General features: G+C 60.3%; 11 protein-coding genes, 6 tRNA genes and 1 pseudogene. 12 read left to right on the top strand and 6 right to left on the bottom strand.

The window, feature by feature from the left end; translation table 11 throughout:
• Positions 1 to 61 precede the first annotated feature (61 nt).
• Complete coding sequence (locus EXW71_RS16470; RefSeq protein ID WP_123716811.1) at positions 62 to 1,123, top strand: AI-2E family transporter; 1,062 nt, start codon at positions 62 to 64, stop codon at positions 1,121 to 1,123.
• Here the strand turns inward: EXW71_RS16470 and EXW71_RS16465 are convergent.
• On the bottom strand, positions 1,120 to 2,154 hold the full coding sequence (locus EXW71_RS16465; protein ID WP_123716812.1) for an ATP-binding protein: 1,035 nt from the start codon (positions 2,152 to 2,154) through the stop codon (positions 1,120 to 1,122). The genes EXW71_RS16470 and EXW71_RS16465 overlap by 4 nt on opposite strands.
• On the bottom strand, positions 2,154 to 2,930 hold the full coding sequence (locus tag EXW71_RS16460) for a response regulator (RefSeq protein ID WP_123716813.1): 777 nt from the start codon (positions 2,928 to 2,930) through the stop codon (positions 2,154 to 2,156). Before EXW71_RS16460 ends, EXW71_RS16465 begins: the two co-directional genes overlap by 1 nt.
• A 248-nt stretch (positions 2,931 to 3,178) precedes the next feature.
• Here EXW71_RS16460 and pyrF point away from each other — a divergent pair, with 248 nt between their 5' ends.
• Positions 3,179 to 3,877 (top strand): orotidine-5'-phosphate decarboxylase, encoded by a 699-nt coding sequence (pyrF, locus tag EXW71_RS16455; protein WP_017734306.1) that lies wholly within the window; start codon positions 3,179 to 3,181, stop codon positions 3,875 to 3,877.
• Between the two features lie 102 nt (positions 3,878 to 3,979).
• Here the strand turns inward: pyrF and EXW71_RS16450 are convergent, their stop codons facing one another.
• Positions 3,980 to 4,984, bottom strand: a complete 1,005-nt coding sequence (locus EXW71_RS16450) for an NADP-dependent oxidoreductase (RefSeq protein WP_134659951.1) — start codon at positions 4,982 to 4,984, stop codon at positions 3,980 to 3,982.
• A gap of 227 nt (positions 4,985 to 5,211) precedes the next feature.
• Between EXW71_RS16450 and EXW71_RS16445 the strand changes: the two genes are divergently transcribed.
• From EXW71_RS16445 to EXW71_RS29405, 4 genes and pseudogenes are all read left to right on the top strand, one after another.
• Positions 5,212 to 5,973 (top strand): SDR family oxidoreductase, encoded by a 762-nt coding sequence (locus EXW71_RS16445; protein WP_123716815.1) that lies wholly within the window; start codon positions 5,212 to 5,214, stop codon positions 5,971 to 5,973.
• 203 nt (positions 5,974 to 6,176) lie between these two features.
• Positions 6,177 to 7,586, top strand: a complete 1,410-nt coding sequence (locus EXW71_RS16440; RefSeq protein WP_134659953.1) for a PLP-dependent aminotransferase family protein — start codon at positions 6,177 to 6,179, stop codon at positions 7,584 to 7,586.
• Between the two features lie 114 nt (positions 7,587 to 7,700).
• A pseudogene (locus tag EXW71_RS29410) lies at positions 7,701 to 8,807 on the top strand (HAMP domain-containing protein); the annotation flags it as partial.
• Entirely contained in the window at positions 8,787 to 9,668 is an 882-nt protein-coding gene (locus tag EXW71_RS29405) for a methyl-accepting chemotaxis protein (protein ID WP_372241332.1), read from the top strand. The pseudogene EXW71_RS29410 and the gene EXW71_RS29405, both read left to right, overlap by 21 nt.
• A gap of 36 nt (positions 9,669 to 9,704) precedes the next feature.
• Here the strand turns inward: EXW71_RS29405 and EXW71_RS16430 are convergent, their stop codons facing one another.
• On the bottom strand, positions 9,705 to 10,517 hold the full coding sequence (locus EXW71_RS16430) for an alpha/beta fold hydrolase (RefSeq protein ID WP_134659957.1): 813 nt from the start codon (positions 10,515 to 10,517) through the stop codon (positions 9,705 to 9,707).
• 179 nt (positions 10,518 to 10,696) lie between these two features.
• The gene (locus EXW71_RS16425; protein ID WP_123716819.1) at positions 10,697 to 11,455 is read right to left on the bottom strand and encodes a hypothetical protein; all 759 of its coding nucleotides are present in this window, start codon (positions 11,453 to 11,455) and stop codon (positions 10,697 to 10,699) included.
• Between the two features lie 372 nt (positions 11,456 to 11,827).
• Here EXW71_RS16425 and EXW71_RS16420 point away from each other — a divergent pair.
• The 6 genes from EXW71_RS16420 to EXW71_RS16395 all read left to right on the top strand — a co-directional run bounded on the left by EXW71_RS16420 (position 11,828) and on the right by EXW71_RS16395 (position 12,501).
• Positions 11,828 to 11,903 (top strand) — tRNA-Glu (locus EXW71_RS16420).
• 4 nt (positions 11,904 to 11,907) lie between these two features.
• A tRNA-Gly gene (locus EXW71_RS16415) sits at positions 11,908 to 11,983 on the top strand.
• A 105-nt stretch (positions 11,984 to 12,088) separates the two neighbouring features.
• Positions 12,089 to 12,164 (top strand) — tRNA-Glu (locus tag EXW71_RS16410).
• A 3-nt stretch (positions 12,165 to 12,167) separates the two neighbouring features.
• A tRNA-Gly gene (locus EXW71_RS16405) sits at positions 12,168 to 12,243 on the top strand.
• Positions 12,244 to 12,346: 103 nt separating this feature from the next.
• Positions 12,347 to 12,422, top strand: a tRNA-Glu gene (locus EXW71_RS16400).
• A 3-nt stretch (positions 12,423 to 12,425) separates the two neighbouring features.
• Positions 12,426 to 12,501: transfer RNA gene (locus EXW71_RS16395), tRNA-Gly, on the top strand.
• A 38-nt stretch (positions 12,502 to 12,539) separates the two neighbouring features.
• Here EXW71_RS16395 and EXW71_RS16390 read toward each other — a convergent pair.
• Positions 12,540 to 14,024: a PLP-dependent aminotransferase family protein gene (locus EXW71_RS16390; protein ID WP_134659960.1), complete on the bottom strand. Its 1,485-nt coding sequence runs from the start codon at positions 14,022 to 14,024 to the stop codon at positions 12,540 to 12,542.
• Positions 14,025 to 14,095 lie beyond the last annotated feature (71 nt).

Here is a 14,095-nt window from a genome sequence, read left to right as displayed (position 1 = left end):
CGAACGGACCCGTGCCGTTCGCCTAAGCTCTCTTCCTACAGCCTTATTCTCGAGATACCCAATGCTCAATAATGATCGCCTGCTGGTGCAAATCCTGCTGCTGGTGCTGTTTGGTGCCAGCTTCTGGGTGATGGCGCCGTTCTGGTCGGCGCTGTTCTGGGGCGCGGTGCTGGCGTTTGCCAGCTGGCCGCTGATGCGTTTGCTCACCCGCTGGCTGGGCGGGCGGGAATCCCTGGCCGCCGGCATCCTGACCTTGGGCTGGATGCTGCTGGTGGCGGTGCCGCTGGTATGGTTGGGTTTCAACCTGGCCGATCATGTACGTGATGCCGTGGGCCTGATCAAGGATATCCAGGTCGATGGCCTGCCTGCCGCGCCGACTTGGCTGAGTTCGATCCCCTTTGTCGGCGAGCGCCTGGTGACGACGTGGGACAGTATCGACCAACAGGGGGCGGCGCTGATGGTCAGCATCAAGCCTTACCTGGGCCAGGTCGGCAACTGGCTGCTGGCGCGCAGCGCGCAGATCGGCGGCGGCATCCTTGAGCTGACCCTGAGCCTGGTGTTCGTGTTCTTCTTTTACCGTGATGGGCCACGGTTGGCGGTGTTCGTGCATCGTCTGTTGGAGCGTTTGATCGGCGAGCGGGCCGGCTACTACATCGAACTGGTGGCGGGCACCGTGCAACGGGTGGTCAACGGTGTGATCGGTACTGCGGCGGCCCAGGCCCTGCTGGCACTGATCGGTTTCCTGATCGCCGGCGTGCCTGGAGCACTGGTGCTGGGCATCGTGACGTTCCTGCTCAGCCTGATTCCCATGGGGCCGCCGCTGGTGTGGATTCCGGCTACGGCCTGGCTGGCCTGGAAGGGCGATTACACCTACGCGGTGTTCCTCGGTGTGTGGGGCACGTTCATCATCAGCGGCGTAGACAACGTACTCAAGCCGTACCTGATCAGCCGGGGCGGCAACCTGCCGCTGGTGATCGTGCTGCTGGGTGTTTTCGGCGGCTTGATTGCGTTTGGTTTCATCGGTTTGTTTATCGGCCCGACCTTATTGGCGGTGGCCTACAGCCTGCTGACGGATTGGAGCGCGACCCAGGCTCAGGGGCGCCGTGAAGATAACCGGCTTTAAACCCTCGGCAACCACATCACGGCGGTCAAGCCACCGCCTGGCGTGTCTTCCAGGCTGAGGTGGCCGCCGAGACGTTCCACCGCTTCCCTGGCAATCGTCATACCCAGGCCGACCCCGCCGGAGTTACGGTTGCGTGAGCCCTCCAGGCGAAAGAACGGTTCGAATACCGCCTCGCGCTTATCGGCTGCAATCCCGGGGCCGTGGTCGATCACACGGATCACCAGGGCCTCGCGGCTGTCCGCCAACTCCACGCGTGCGGTGCCGGCATAGCGCAGGGCGTTGTCGATCAGGTTGTTGAGGCATGAACGCAGGGCCATTGGCTGTACCTGCAAGGGCGCACAGGTGCCGGCGAACTGCACGTCGGAGCCTTGATCCTGGGCGTTTTCGCTGAGGGATTCGACCAGTGCCTGGACGTCGAGCCAATGCCGGGTTTCGCTGGTACGTTGTTCGTGCAGGTAGCTCAGGGTGGCGTCGAGCATGCCGATCATGTCGTCCAGGTCCTGGCGCATCTGACCTTGCAGTTTGGTGTCTTCGATCTGTTCCAGGCGCAGTTTGAGGCGTGACAACGGGGTGCGCAGGTCATGGGAGACCGCAGCGAGCATGCGCGCGCGTTGACTGACCTGCTCGCGGATGCGTTTTTGCATCATGTTGAAGGTCGATGCGGCCTGGCGTGCCTCGCGTGGCCCGGACTCGTTGAGAGGCGGGCTGTCGAGGTCGACGCTCAAGCGTTCGGCCGCCGCGCTCAGGCGCTGGATCGGCCGGCTCAGCAGCTTGGCACCGTACCAGGCGGCAATGATCAGCGAGATGAACTGGAACGTCAGCGGCACCACCGGGCCACCGAACCAGGGGCGATGGTGTTTGGGCAGAGGCTTCATCGTGCCGTCCGGCTGTTCGACGAAGGTTTCCTGGGGCGGCGGTGGCGGCGGGCCGTAGTGGTGAAACCAGAAGAAGGCCAGCACATGCGCCAGTACAATAGCCACCAGCAATACACCGAACAGCCTGCCGAACAACGTATTGAAGGTGGCGCGCATCAACCGATATCCCGAGCGTCGAAGAGATAACCTTCGCCCCGTACGGTTTTGATCAGTTGCGGGGCTTTCGGGTCATCCCCGAGTTTTTGCCGCAGGCGCGAGACCAGCAGGTCGATGCTGCGGTCAAAGGCTTCGATGGAACGTCCGCGGGCGGCGTCCAGCAATTGTTCGCGGCTGAGCACACGGCGCGGGCGTTCGATAAATACCCACAGCAGTCGGAACTCGGCGTTGGACAGTGGCACCACCAGGCCATCGTCGGCCACCAGTTGCCGCAACACGCTGTTCAGCCGCCAATTGTCGAAGCGGATGTTGGCGCGTTGCTCGGTGCGGTCATCCCGTACACGACGCAGGATGGTCTGGATGCGCGCCACCAGTTCCCGCGGCTCGAACGGTTTGGACATATAGTCGTCGGCGCCCAGTTCCAGGCCGATGATGCGGTCGGTAGGCTCGCAGCGAGCAGTGAGCATCAGGATCGGGATATCCGATTCGGCGCGCAGCCAGCGGCACAGCGACAGGCCGTCTTCACCCGGCAGCATCAGGTCGAGCACGACCACGTCAAAGGTTTCGGCCTGCATGGCCTGGCGCATGGCGCTGCCGTCGGTCACGCCGATGGCGAGAATATTGAAGCGCGCCAGGTAATCGATCAGCAGTTCACGAATCGGCACGTCATCATCGACGATCAGCGCACGGGTGCTCCAGCGCTTGTCTTCGGCGATCACCGCGCCTTTTTGCTCTTCATTTACAGAGACGGTAGGGGTATGCATGGGTGCGATCATCTGCCTGGTTAGTGCTGTCAGCATAGGCGCCCAGCTCCATGGCTGGAAGTGCTGGACGGGCGGTCATGTGGGCGAGGCTAGTCGTGGGGCGTGTAGGGGGCATGTCGGGAATGTATCGGGTTCGACATAATCACGCCGAATGCCGGGAAATGGACGGCTGATCAGTATTTACCGATCATCGGATCCCGCAAAGGCGCTGCTTGCGCTACAATCCGCGCCGATTTCGACTTGCCTGAGAGCCCATTCCAATGTCCGTCTGCCAGACTCCTATCATCGTCGCCCTGGATTACCCCACCCGTGACGCCGCACTGAAGCTGGCTGACCAGTTGGACCCGAAGCTTTGCCGGGTCAAGGTCGGCAAGGAGCTGTTCACCAGTTGCGCCGCGGAAATTGTCGGCACACTGCGTGACAAAGGGTTCGAAGTGTTCCTCGACCTGAAATTCCACGACATCCCCAACACGACCGCGATGGCGGTCAAGGCCGCTGCGGAAATGGGCGTGTGGATGGTCAATGTGCACTGCTCCGGCGGCCTGCGCATGATGACGGCCTGCCGTGAAGTGCTGGAACAGCGCAGCGGCCCCAAGCCACTGTTGATCGGTGTGACCGTGCTGACCAGCATGGAGCGCGAAGACCTGGCCGGTATCGGCCTGGATATCGAGCCTCAGGAGCAGGTTCTGCGCCTGGCCGCCCTGGCGCAGAAGGCTGGCCTGGACGGTCTGGTCTGTTCGGCGCTGGAAGCCCAGGCCCTGAAGACCGCGCACCCATCGCTGCAACTGGTCACTCCGGGGATTCGCCCGGCGGGCAGTGCCCAGGATGACCAGCGCCGTATCCTGACCCCACGCCAGGCTCTGGATGCAGGTTCCGACTACCTGGTGATCGGTCGTCCGATCAGCCAGGCGGCTGATCCGGCCAAGGCGTTGGCGGCGGTGGTTGCCGAGATCGCCTGATAGACCCCTGCAGGAGCAAGCTTGCTCGCGAAGGCCGCTGACGATAACGCGGGCCTTCTGATGAACGCAGTGCCTTTGCGTTTTTCGCGAGCAAGCTGGCTCCTACACCTTCAGTACCAACTTCCCAAAGTTCTCACCGTTGAACAGCTTCATCAGCGTCTCCGGGAACGTCTCCAGCCCCTCCACGATATCTTCCTTGCTCTTGAGCTTGCCCTGCGCCATCCAACCGCCCATTTCTTGCCCGGCGGCGGCAAAGTTGGCCGCGTGATCCATCACCACAAAACCCTCCATGCGCGCGCGGTTGACCAGCAATGACAGGTAATTGGCCGGGCCTTTCACCGCTTCCTTGTTGTTGTACTGGCTGATCGCACCGCAGATCACCACGCGGGCCTTGAATGCCAGGCGGCTGAGCACGGCGTCGAGAATGTCGCCGCCAACGTTATCGAAATACACATCCACCCCTTTGGGGCACTCGCGCTTGAGCGCGGCGGGCACGTCTTCGTTTTTGTAGTCGATTGCTGCGTCGAAGCCCAGTTCATCCACCAGGAATTTGCACTTGTCGGCACCGCCGGCAATGCCTACCACGCGACAGCCTTTGAGCTTGGCAATCTGCCCGGCAATGCTGCCAACCGCACCGGCCGCGCCGGAGATCACCACCGTTTCGCCAGCCTTGGGCGCGCCGGTGTCCAGCAAGGCGAAGTAGGCGGTCATGCCGGTCATGCCGAGGGCCGAGAGGTAGCGGGGCAGAGGGGCAAGTGTCGGATCGACTTTGTAGAAACCACGCGGTTCGCCAAGGAAGTAATCCTGCACCCCCAGGGCACCATTCACGTAGTCCCCCACCGCGAATTTCGGATTGTTCGAAGCAATCACCTTGCCTACGCCCAGCGCTCGCATTACCTCGCCGATACCGACGGGCGGAATGTAGGACTTGCCTTCGTTCATCCAGCCACGCATCGCCGGGTCCAGAGACAGGTACTCATTGCGCACCAGCACTTGCCCGTCTTCAGGCGTGCCTACTGGCACTTCCTGATAGGTGAAGGTGTCTCGCGTGGCGGCACCGACCGGACGTTTGGCGAGCAGGAATTGGCGGTTGGTCTGGGCAGTCATGACAAGGACTCTTTAGAAATGAACCTTGAGTGATAGACCCTCAATAGCCAGTGAGCAAGGTTGTCCGAGTGGCGCGAATGCACGGCGATAGGCGTGGCTGATAGTCAGCCTGGGTCAAGTATCACTGTCATTCATGCAGCGCCAACCGGCCTTCTGATAGTGCTGACGCGTCGCACAGGGCGTTGGCTAGACTCGAGCCACCGCTATTTCTCCCAAAGGACATCCTCATGAGCATGACGTTTTCCGGCCAAGTCGCCCTGGTGACCGGCGCCGCCGCCGGTATTGGCCGCGCCACCGCACTGGCGTTCGCCGCCGAAGGCTTGAAAGTCGTGGTTGCGGACCTCGACGTGGACGGCGGTGAGGGCACCGTCGCGTTGATCCGTCAGGCCGGTGGCGAGGCGCTGTTCGTGCGTTGCAACGTCACCCTGGAAACCGATGTGCAGCAATTGATGGCAGAGACCGTCGCCGCCTATGGCCGCCTGGATTATGCCTTCAACAACGCCGGGATCGAGATCGAGAAGGGCAAGCTGGCGGACGGCAGTCTGGACGAGTTCGACGCCATCATGGGGGTCAACGTCAAGGGCGTCTGGCTGTGCATGAAGTATCAATTGCCGCTGTTGCTGGCGCAGGGCGGCGGGGCGATCGTCAATACTGCATCGGTCGCGGGGTTGGGGGCGGCCCCTAAGATGAGCATCTATGCCGCGTCCAAGCATGCGGTCATCGGCCTGACCAAGTCGGCCGCGATCGAGTACGCGAAAAAGAAAATCCGCGTCAATGCCGTGTGCCCGGCGGTGATCGATACCGACATGTTCCGTCGTGCCTACGAAGCGGACCCGCGTAAGGCAGAGTTCGCTGCCGCCATGCACCCGGTCGGGCGCATTGGCAAGGTCGAGGAAATCGCCAGCGCGGTGTTGTACCTATGCAGCGACGGTGCTGCCTTCACCACAGGCCAGGCATTGGCGGTGGACGGTGGTGCAACCGCAATCTAGGAATCCATGCGAGCCGGTACTCGAAAAGGTTTGATGGGGTGTGAGGTTTTTCCAGGGCTGGCAAATGGCCTTGGTTGAATGTGTGTCATAAGGTAAATAAGTCAATAAAATCAATACTTTAATAAGAATGCATGGCAAGGCAAAGAGGGCTTCTGTGCTTAACTGTTTTGGGTTGAATAACAGACAGTTGAAGTGAGTGGCGCATGGATTTAGGGATCGATCGACAAGCCCTTGTACCGGTGGTGCAGCAAATCGTCAGCGCGGTGACGGAATGGATTCGCAGAAGTGGAGTAACGCCCGGCACTCGATTACCGTCTATCCGGCAGTTGGCCCTCGATAATCTGCTGAGCCAGTCCAGCGTGGTCGAGGCATTCGATCGGCTGGTGGCCCAGGGGCTGTTGGTCTCGAAGCAGGGCTCGGGATTCGTGGTGGCCCCGCCTGCGGTCTTGCATGAAAACCATTGGTATGAAGGTGCGGAGCTAGGCTGGGGCGCCTTTACCGACGGACCGCTGGGTGAGTTGAAACTGGGGTGTGGCTGGCTACCGGACACCTGGCGCGAAAGCGATGACATCACTTATGCGGTACGTGAAGTCAGCCGTATCGACACCCATGGCCTGTTCAATCACACCCCGCCCCTGGGGCTGCCGGCGCTGCGTGAGCAACTGCTCAAGCGCCTGACCCGGATCCAGGTCGCCAGCAGCCTTGACCGTATTCTCACCACCGATGGTGCCAGCCATGCCCAGGACCTGCTCATACGCACCTTGTTGAAGGCGGGTGATACGGTGGTGGTCGAGACGCCGGGTTATGGCAACCTTTATCGTCAGTTGGCGTTCCATGGCGTTACGCTGCTGGAAGTGCCACGCACCCACGGCGGCCCGGATATCCCGGTGCTGGAAGCGCTGCTGCGTAACCATCGGCCCAAGTGCCTGTTCATCAACAGCCTGTATCACAATCCTACCGGTACCAGCCTGTGCCGTGAGGTTGCCGAGCGCTTGCTGCAATTGGCGTGCAGCGGCGATTTCCTGATCATCGAGGAAGACATCTATGGCGACCTGCAGCACGCCAGTTGCACACGGCTTGCGGCGCTGCCCCATGATGACCGGGTGATCTACGTTTCAAGTTTTTCCAAGACCCTGAGCAGTGCCCTGCGAGTGGGCTATCTCAGTGCCAGCGCTACGGTTATTGCACAATTAGCCAGCCTCAAGACGCTGACCGGCATCGGCACGTCGCGGTTTGCTGAAACAGTGGTTGCCACGCTGCTGGCCAACGGTACGTATCGTAAGTGGGTGCAACGCCTGCGCAAGCGCCTGAACACGCAGATGGCCTCAACCTTGCAGGTATTGGAAGACGAAGAATGGCAGGTGTTTGCCGTGCCCTCCGGCGGTATGTTCCTGTGGGCACGGCCAGGCGCGACGGATCATTCCCATCTGCAGGCCTGCGCGCGACGCCTCGGTGTGCTCCTGTCTCCGGGAGCGTTGTTCAACCCGGGCGGTGAGCACAGTGACTGGCTGCGCATCAATGTGGCCTATGCTGCAGATCAGCGGGCGCTGGCGTTGTTCCGTGCCGTGGGTGCCAGATCGACCTCGACCATTCTGAAAACGACGAGCGTGTAGCTTTTTGCCATTATTCCGACGCCAGCATCTTGTGTCGTTGGCGAGTGGTTGCGAATCTCGCCGCATGAAAACCACGCTTGATGGCATCTGCCATTGCAAGAGGACTCAAGTGCGATGATTTCGGCCGTGCAACGACGTTTCGCCAACCTCGGTATGGCAAAAAAACTGGGCTTGGGTTTCACCTTGGTGCTACTGCTGACTGCGCTCGTGGCGGCAATCGGTGTGTGGTCCCTGCAAACCGTGGGTCAGCGTTTCGAGGGCCTCAAGGCGATGTCTTCGCTCAATAGCGGCTTGTTCAAGGTGCGCCTGATCGAACAGGACTACGCACTGCACGCCGACCCCAAGGCAGTCGACGCCTTGCATGAAAGTGTCGACGCCTTGACAGCCCAGGCGGCCGCCCTCAAAGCCGGCTCCGCTGCCAATGTGCCGGAGATGACTGACGTCGAGCAGGCGTTGGCGGCTTATCGTAAGGCGTTCGACGAATTTGTCGAGCTGACCCAGACCAAGGACCTGGCCCTGGAAATGGCCAGTTGGTCGGTCTCCAGTGTGGCCAATAACCTTGATGTATTGCAGTCGGGACTGACGGACGACGGTACCTATGGCCTTAAGGAAAGCCAAGGCAAGGAAGGCGCCGAGTTTATCGAGCAGGCGGGTCAGGTCAGCCAAGTGTCCAGGTTGATGCTGCAAGCCATGAACGAAGCGCGGGTGCGCCTGGACCAAAGCCGCAGGGCGGATGCCGACAATGCCGAGCAGGGCAAGATCGAACAGGCGGACCAGGCCCTGGCTCAGGTCGAACAACTGAAAACTGCGGTCAAGGATGCGGGTTATCAGACCGTCCTCAACGAAGTGTCCGGGCATATCGCCGCGTTCAGCGAGAAGCTCGGCGAATACACCGGCCTGCTGGCCCAGGAAAAGCTGGTCTATAAGCAGTTGCACGACAGGGCCGACCAAGTGGTCAGCCGGGTCAACCAGGCATATGCCGCCGAAGACCAGTCGATGCAGGAGCAATTGAAGAAAAGCGCAATGCTGATTATCGGCTCGTCGGCCCTGGCGTTGCTGGTGGGCTTGATTGCGGCCTGGGTCATTACGCGCCTGATTGTTGCGCCGCTGCGCAGTGTGATCGCGGTGGCCCAGCAGATTGCCTCGGGCGACCTGAGCGGGCGCATGGAGGTCAGCCGCCGTGATGAAATGGGCCAACTGATGCAAGCCATGCAGCAGATGGGCAGTGGCTTGAGCCATATGGTCAGCGGCCTGCAGGCAGGTATCGCACAGCTGGCCAGTTCGGCGCATTCACTGTCCAGCGTGACGGAACAGACCAATGTCGAAGTCAGCAGTCAAAAAGAGGAGACCGAGCAGGTTGCCACGGCGATGAACCAGATGACCGCCACGGTACACGATGTGGCTCGCAACGCCGAAGAGGCCGCTCAAGCGGCGCAGACGGCGGATGACAAGGTCGACAGTGGCCAGCAGGTAGTACGCCAGAGCTTGCAGCGTATCGAGTTGCTCGCCGCCTCCAGCACCAGTGCCAGCGCCAGCATCGAAAGTCTGAGCACGGAAATCCAGAATATCGGCACCGTATTGAGTGTGATCAAAAGTGTCGCCGAGCAAACCAATTTGCTTGCCCTCAACGCCGCCATCGAAGCGGCACGCGCGGGTGAGCAGGGCCGTGGCTTCGCGGTGGTGGCCGATGAGGTACGGGCACTGGCCAAGCGCACTCAGCAATCGACCGAGGAAATCGAGCGGCTGGTCAGCACGCTGCGCAACGCGGCGCAGTCGTCGGTGCAGCAGATCCAGCAGAGTGGCGAGCTGGTGAAGCTGGCCGTCAGCGATGCCCTGGAAACTGAAAGTGCGCTGGGGAGTATCGCCGTGGCGGTGTCATTGATTCAGCAGATGAACCAGCAGATTGCCGCCGCCGCCGAGGAGCAGAGTTCGGTCGCTGAAGAGATCAACCGTAGCGTCACCAGTATCCGCGCCAGTGCCGATCAATCGGCGCTGAGCATGCAAGGCAGCGCAGCGTCGAGCATTCAGCTGGCGCAATTGGGCGCGGAACTCAAGGGGATGGTCGGGCATTTCCGCCTTTGATCGCAGCGCGAAGGCCGCGATCAAGGAGGAGGGCGATCAGGCGTTGTTGGCGAGGAAGGTCAGCAGTGCTTCGTTGACGAAGTCCGGATTTTCCCGGGCAGAGATATGCCCTGCGTCTGGAATCAGGATCAGGTCGCACCCGATCAGCCCAGCCATTTCCCGAGACTCGGCAGGTGGTCGGGGTTTGTCCTGCTCGCCGCACAGGATCAAGGTAGTGTCGGCGTCCAACTGAGGCAGTTGCTCCAGCAGGTCGGTGCGACTGAAGATCTGCCGGCCCAGGGGCACAATGCTTTGCAGCAGGCGCTCCTTGGAAAACCCCTGCAGCGCCTGGCGAAAATCCTGATACAGCGCTGATTCCCGGTCGATACCCGGACGGAAGAAGATCGGTGCGATCACATCCAGCAATGGCTCAGGGATGGCGCCAGCGTCTTCGATCATCTTGAACAGCGAGAAATAATACTGGCGCGTGGCCTCGGGCTCTGCACCCAGGTAGGTGTCCATCAGCATCAGGCTGTTGACCCGCGCCGGTGCGCTCAATGCCAGGCGTGCGCCCCACATGCCGCCGACCGACAGACCTACCAGGTTGATCCGGTCGATGTCCAACTGGTCCAGCAGGGCCAGGGCCTGGCGCGCCAAATCATCCAGAGAGTGGGTGTGAGCCGGTAACGGCCCCGATTCACCATGACCCCACAGCTCAGGGACGATTACACGGTACTGTTGCGACAGGGCCTCGATCTGCGGCGCCCACATGTGACGGTCCCACAGGTAACTGGAGCCCAGCAGGACAGCCGGGCCGCTGCCTTGGTCGAGATAGTGCAGCGGTTGTCCATCAATCACGGCAACGGGCATAGCGAGCCTCTCATTTCGTGGAGTGAGGAGGGCTTTTTTACGCTAGTCGGGAGTAGGGGGATAGGTGCAAATTGATGGCATTCGGTGACGGTGGGGCTACTGGAGGCCGTGAGTAGGAGGAATTATCGCAGTGAGCCGGGCAAGCCTGCTCACTACAGGCTCACCCACTTGGAAGACCATCAGTCGTAGATGGCTTTCTTTTTCCACTCGGCGTCGGCGTCGACGACTTTCAGGCCTTCGGTCAATTCATTGACCTCGTCTTCGGCGGGTTGGCTATTGGTGAGCACCGTGGAGTTGGCACGGGCCAACTGCGACTCCAGCAGTTGCAACTGTGCACTGTAGATCACCGGTTCCGGCTGCTTGCGCAGGTATTGCACGCCGCGCTCGAACGCCAGGCGCGCTTGGCCGGGCTGGCCTTGCTGCAGGGCGTGCTGGCCCAGGTTGTTGAAAAACTCGATATGCAGCAGCACCAGGATATGGCGAATTTCCTTGATCCAGTGCTTGGCTTCATTGGTGGGCAGGAAACCGTCCTGGGCGGCACGGGTGACTTGACCGTGCAAGGCTTCAAGCAGGAACCGCACGTCCTTGGCCTTGGCTTCGGTCTGGATCGGCGCGGGCGGGTTGGTCACGGGGATCGACTCCCCCTGGGCGATCAGCGCATTCAGCTCGGTGATGCGTGCCTTGATCGGTGCGCTGGATTTGTTGAGGTGCAGCAGGCGCTGGTTGACGTTGAGTTCCAGGCGGGTCAGCAACAATTTAAGCGCCGGGGTCATCAACTGGCCAGGGAAGGTCTCGGTGATTTCACCGCAGCGACGCAACCGATCATTGAGCTCGATCTCGGTGCGCTTCTTTTCCAGCTTGTTGTTTTCCACCACATGGTTCATGTAGCCAATGGCGATCAGTATTACGATCCCGGCTATTACCAGCAGGGTGATCATGAGTGGTGTCACCGGTGTGGCCTCTTTATTGGGTTTACTTAATGGAGTGTAGTGACTGCGCTATCTGGCGGATAGGACTGATCGACCAGTTGCTCGGGTAGATGCTTCTATATAGGTAAAATGTTTTTGCATAGATGCACATTGCTATCATCTGCTGGGGCGAACTATAACGTCTTGTCGGGCGCCAGAATATAGGCGCCAAGACCCAGACGAGCAAAATCCGCCTACAGGCCTGGAAAGCAGGGCGAAGTCATTGATTTTAATAAATTTATCCTTGGGGGTTGACGACCTTTCAATCCATCCATAGAATGCGCGCCACTTAACGCGTAAAGCACACCGCGAAACGCGCTAGGAAGTGAATGTTGTACGTGTGTCCCCTTCGTCTAGTGGCCTAGGACACCGCCCTTTCACGGCGGTAACAGGGGTTCGAGTCCCCTAGGGGACGCCAATATGCGGGAATAGCTCAGTTGGTAGAGCACGACCTTGCCAAGGTCGGGGTCGCGAGTTCGAGTCTCGTTTCCCGCTCCAGATTTTAAGCAGTGCTGCCTTAGGGCGGCATTGAGTGAAACCAGGGCCAAGTCTGCGGACAAGGCCTCTGGGCACTGGAATACACACCATGTGTTTCAGTAGCGTGTCCCCTTCGTCTAGTGGCCTAGGACACCGCCCTTTCACGGCGGTAACAGGGGTTCGAGTCCCCTAGGGGACGCCATTTGCGGGAATAGCTCAGTTGGTAGAGCACGACCTTGCCAAGGTCGGGGTCGCGAGTTCGAGTCTCGTTTCCCGCTCCAATTTAAGCAGTGTTGCCTTCGGGCGGCATTGAGTGAAACCAGGGCCAAGTCTACGGACAAGGCCTCTGGGCACTGGAATACACACCATGTGTTTCAGTAGCGTGTCCCCTTCGTCTAGTGGCCTAGGACACCGCCCTTTCACGGCGGTAACAGGGGTTCGAGTCCCCTAGGGGACGCCATTTGCGGGAATAGCTCAGTTGGTAGAGCACGACCTTGCCAAGGTCGGGGTCGCGAGTTCGAGTCTCGTTTCCCGCTCCATATTTAATGAGAACGCCGATCAGTGATGATCGGCGTTTTTATTTGTGTGTGTTCAGCGCCCGTGCCAGGCGCAGCGTGGCCTGACGGATCTCATCCCGATCAAGTGAGGCAAAACCCAGGCGCAAGGCATTTTCGGGCAGGTTCATCGGCGAAAACTGACACGCGCTGCGTACTATCACGCCCTGTTCTTGAGCGGCCTTTACCAGTTGATCCACATCGGTTTCATCCTGGAAACGCACCCAGAGCGCCAGGCCACCTTCAGGCTCGCGTACCCGTATCCGATCACCAAATGACTGTTGCAGGCAGCTCTGCAGCACTTCCCGACGCGCTGCGTATTCTTTTGAAACGCGGCGCAGGTGTTTCTTCAATTCCCCCTGATTGATCAGGTCCGCCAGCATCTTCTGCGCGACCGCGTCGCTGTCCCCCACCACCAACGCCGCGCTCCTCTGGAGCACTTCAATCACACTGGCGGGGGCAACCACGTAGCTGCAACGAAAGGTTGAGCCCAGTGCCTTGGATAACGAGCCAATATAGATCACGTGGCGTTGCGCGTTATCACTGGCCAGCGGCAGGTACGGCCGCCCGTTGAAATGGTATTCGTGGTCGTAGTCTTCTTCGATCACGCAAAAGTCGTGCAGCTCCGCCAGCGCCAGCAGGTGCTGTCTGCGCGCTGCGTGCAGGCTCACGGTGGTGGGGAACTGATGGTGCGGCGTGAGGTAAATCATCCTGACGTCGTGCCTATGGCATAACCGTTCGATGTGGTCCGTGCGACAGCCTTCCTCATCCATATCGACCATGACCAATTGCGCACCCAGCTTGCGGAAAATCTCCCACGCCGGTGGGTAGCTCAGGCGTTCCACCAGCACCACGTCGCCGGGTTTGATCAGCAGGCTGGCGGTCAGGAACAGGGACACCTGTGTGCCTGGGGTCAGGCAGATATTCTCCGCGTTTGCCGTCAGCCCACGGTTGTTGCGCAGCATTTCCGCCAGCGCGCACCGCAATTCATAGCCGGTGCCCTCACTGCCATAACGCACCGAATTGGATGCAAAGCTGTTGCGCAGGGCGTTGCGGTAGTAGCGATGCAACACAGCCTGCGGCAGCAAGCGGTGGTCGCAGGCGCCGTTATCGAAAAACAGTGCGTCATGCCGATGTTGCAGGGCGATCACCTGGGCGTTCTGGGTGAAATACGGGACGACCGCCTGCGCCAGCAACGGCGGGGCAAAGGACTGTTGTGCGCGATTGGGCGCTGGAGCGGGCACCAGTTGCGCATTGACGAACGTCCCGCGTCGCGGCTCGCTGATCAGCCAGCCTTTGGTCAGGGCTTCTTCGTAGGCCAGGATGACCGTCTTGCGGTTGACGTTGAGTACCTGCGCCATTTCCCGCGTGCCCGGCAGCAGTGTGCCTGGAGGTAGGCGCCCCTCGACGATCGCAGACACGAGGCCATCGGCGATCTTGCGATAGGAAGCTTGTTGAGTGCTCTCATCCAATTTGAGCAACGGGCGCCATTTGCGCATCTGGACCATCTGAACTATCCAAAACTGGAGGTTTTAATGGGCCTAGTCTAGCGCAACAATCAAGCCTCACTCCCCCCGAG

Source organism: Pseudomonas sp. BCA17, assembly GCF_004519405.1.
In the GTDB taxonomy this organism is placed as follows: domain Bacteria; phylum Pseudomonadota; class Gammaproteobacteria; order Pseudomonadales; family Pseudomonadaceae; genus Aquipseudomonas.
The sequence above is the reverse complement of the archived record's forward strand: the minus strand, read 5'-3'. Positions and strand labels throughout refer to the sequence as shown.

Bases quoted from the DNA above. Each gene is read 5' to 3' on its own strand.
- EXW71_RS29405 (WP_372241332.1), top strand. From the start codon at position 8,787: ATGCAAGCCATGCAGCAGATGGGCAGTGGCTTGAGCCATATGGTCAGC.
- EXW71_RS16460 (WP_123716813.1), bottom strand. From the start codon at position 2,930: ATGATCGCACCCATGCATACCCCTACCGTCTCTGTAAATGAAGAGCAA.
- EXW71_RS16450 (WP_134659951.1), bottom strand. From the start codon at position 4,984: ATGACTGCCCAGACCAACCGCCAATTCCTGCTCGCCAAACGTCCGGTC.
- EXW71_RS16430 (WP_134659957.1), bottom strand. From the start codon at position 10,517: ATGCCCGTTGCCGTGATTGATGGACAACCGCTGCACTATCTCGACCAA.
- pyrF (WP_017734306.1), top strand. From the start codon at position 3,179: ATGTCCGTCTGCCAGACTCCTATCATCGTCGCCCTGGATTACCCCACC.
- EXW71_RS16445 (WP_123716815.1), top strand. From the start codon at position 5,212: ATGAGCATGACGTTTTCCGGCCAAGTCGCCCTGGTGACCGGCGCCGCC.
- EXW71_RS16465 (WP_123716812.1), bottom strand. From the start codon at position 2,154: ATGCGCGCCACCTTCAATACGTTGTTCGGCAGGCTGTTCGGTGTATTG.
- EXW71_RS16440 (WP_134659953.1), top strand. From the start codon at position 6,177: ATGGATTTAGGGATCGATCGACAAGCCCTTGTACCGGTGGTGCAGCAA.
- EXW71_RS16390 (WP_134659960.1), bottom strand. From the start codon at position 14,024: ATGGTCCAGATGCGCAAATGGCGCCCGTTGCTCAAATTGGATGAGAGC.
- EXW71_RS16470 (WP_123716811.1), top strand. From the start codon at position 62: ATGCTCAATAATGATCGCCTGCTGGTGCAAATCCTGCTGCTGGTGCTG.
- EXW71_RS16425 (WP_123716819.1), bottom strand. From the start codon at position 11,455: ATGATCACCCTGCTGGTAATAGCCGGGATCGTAATACTGATCGCCATT.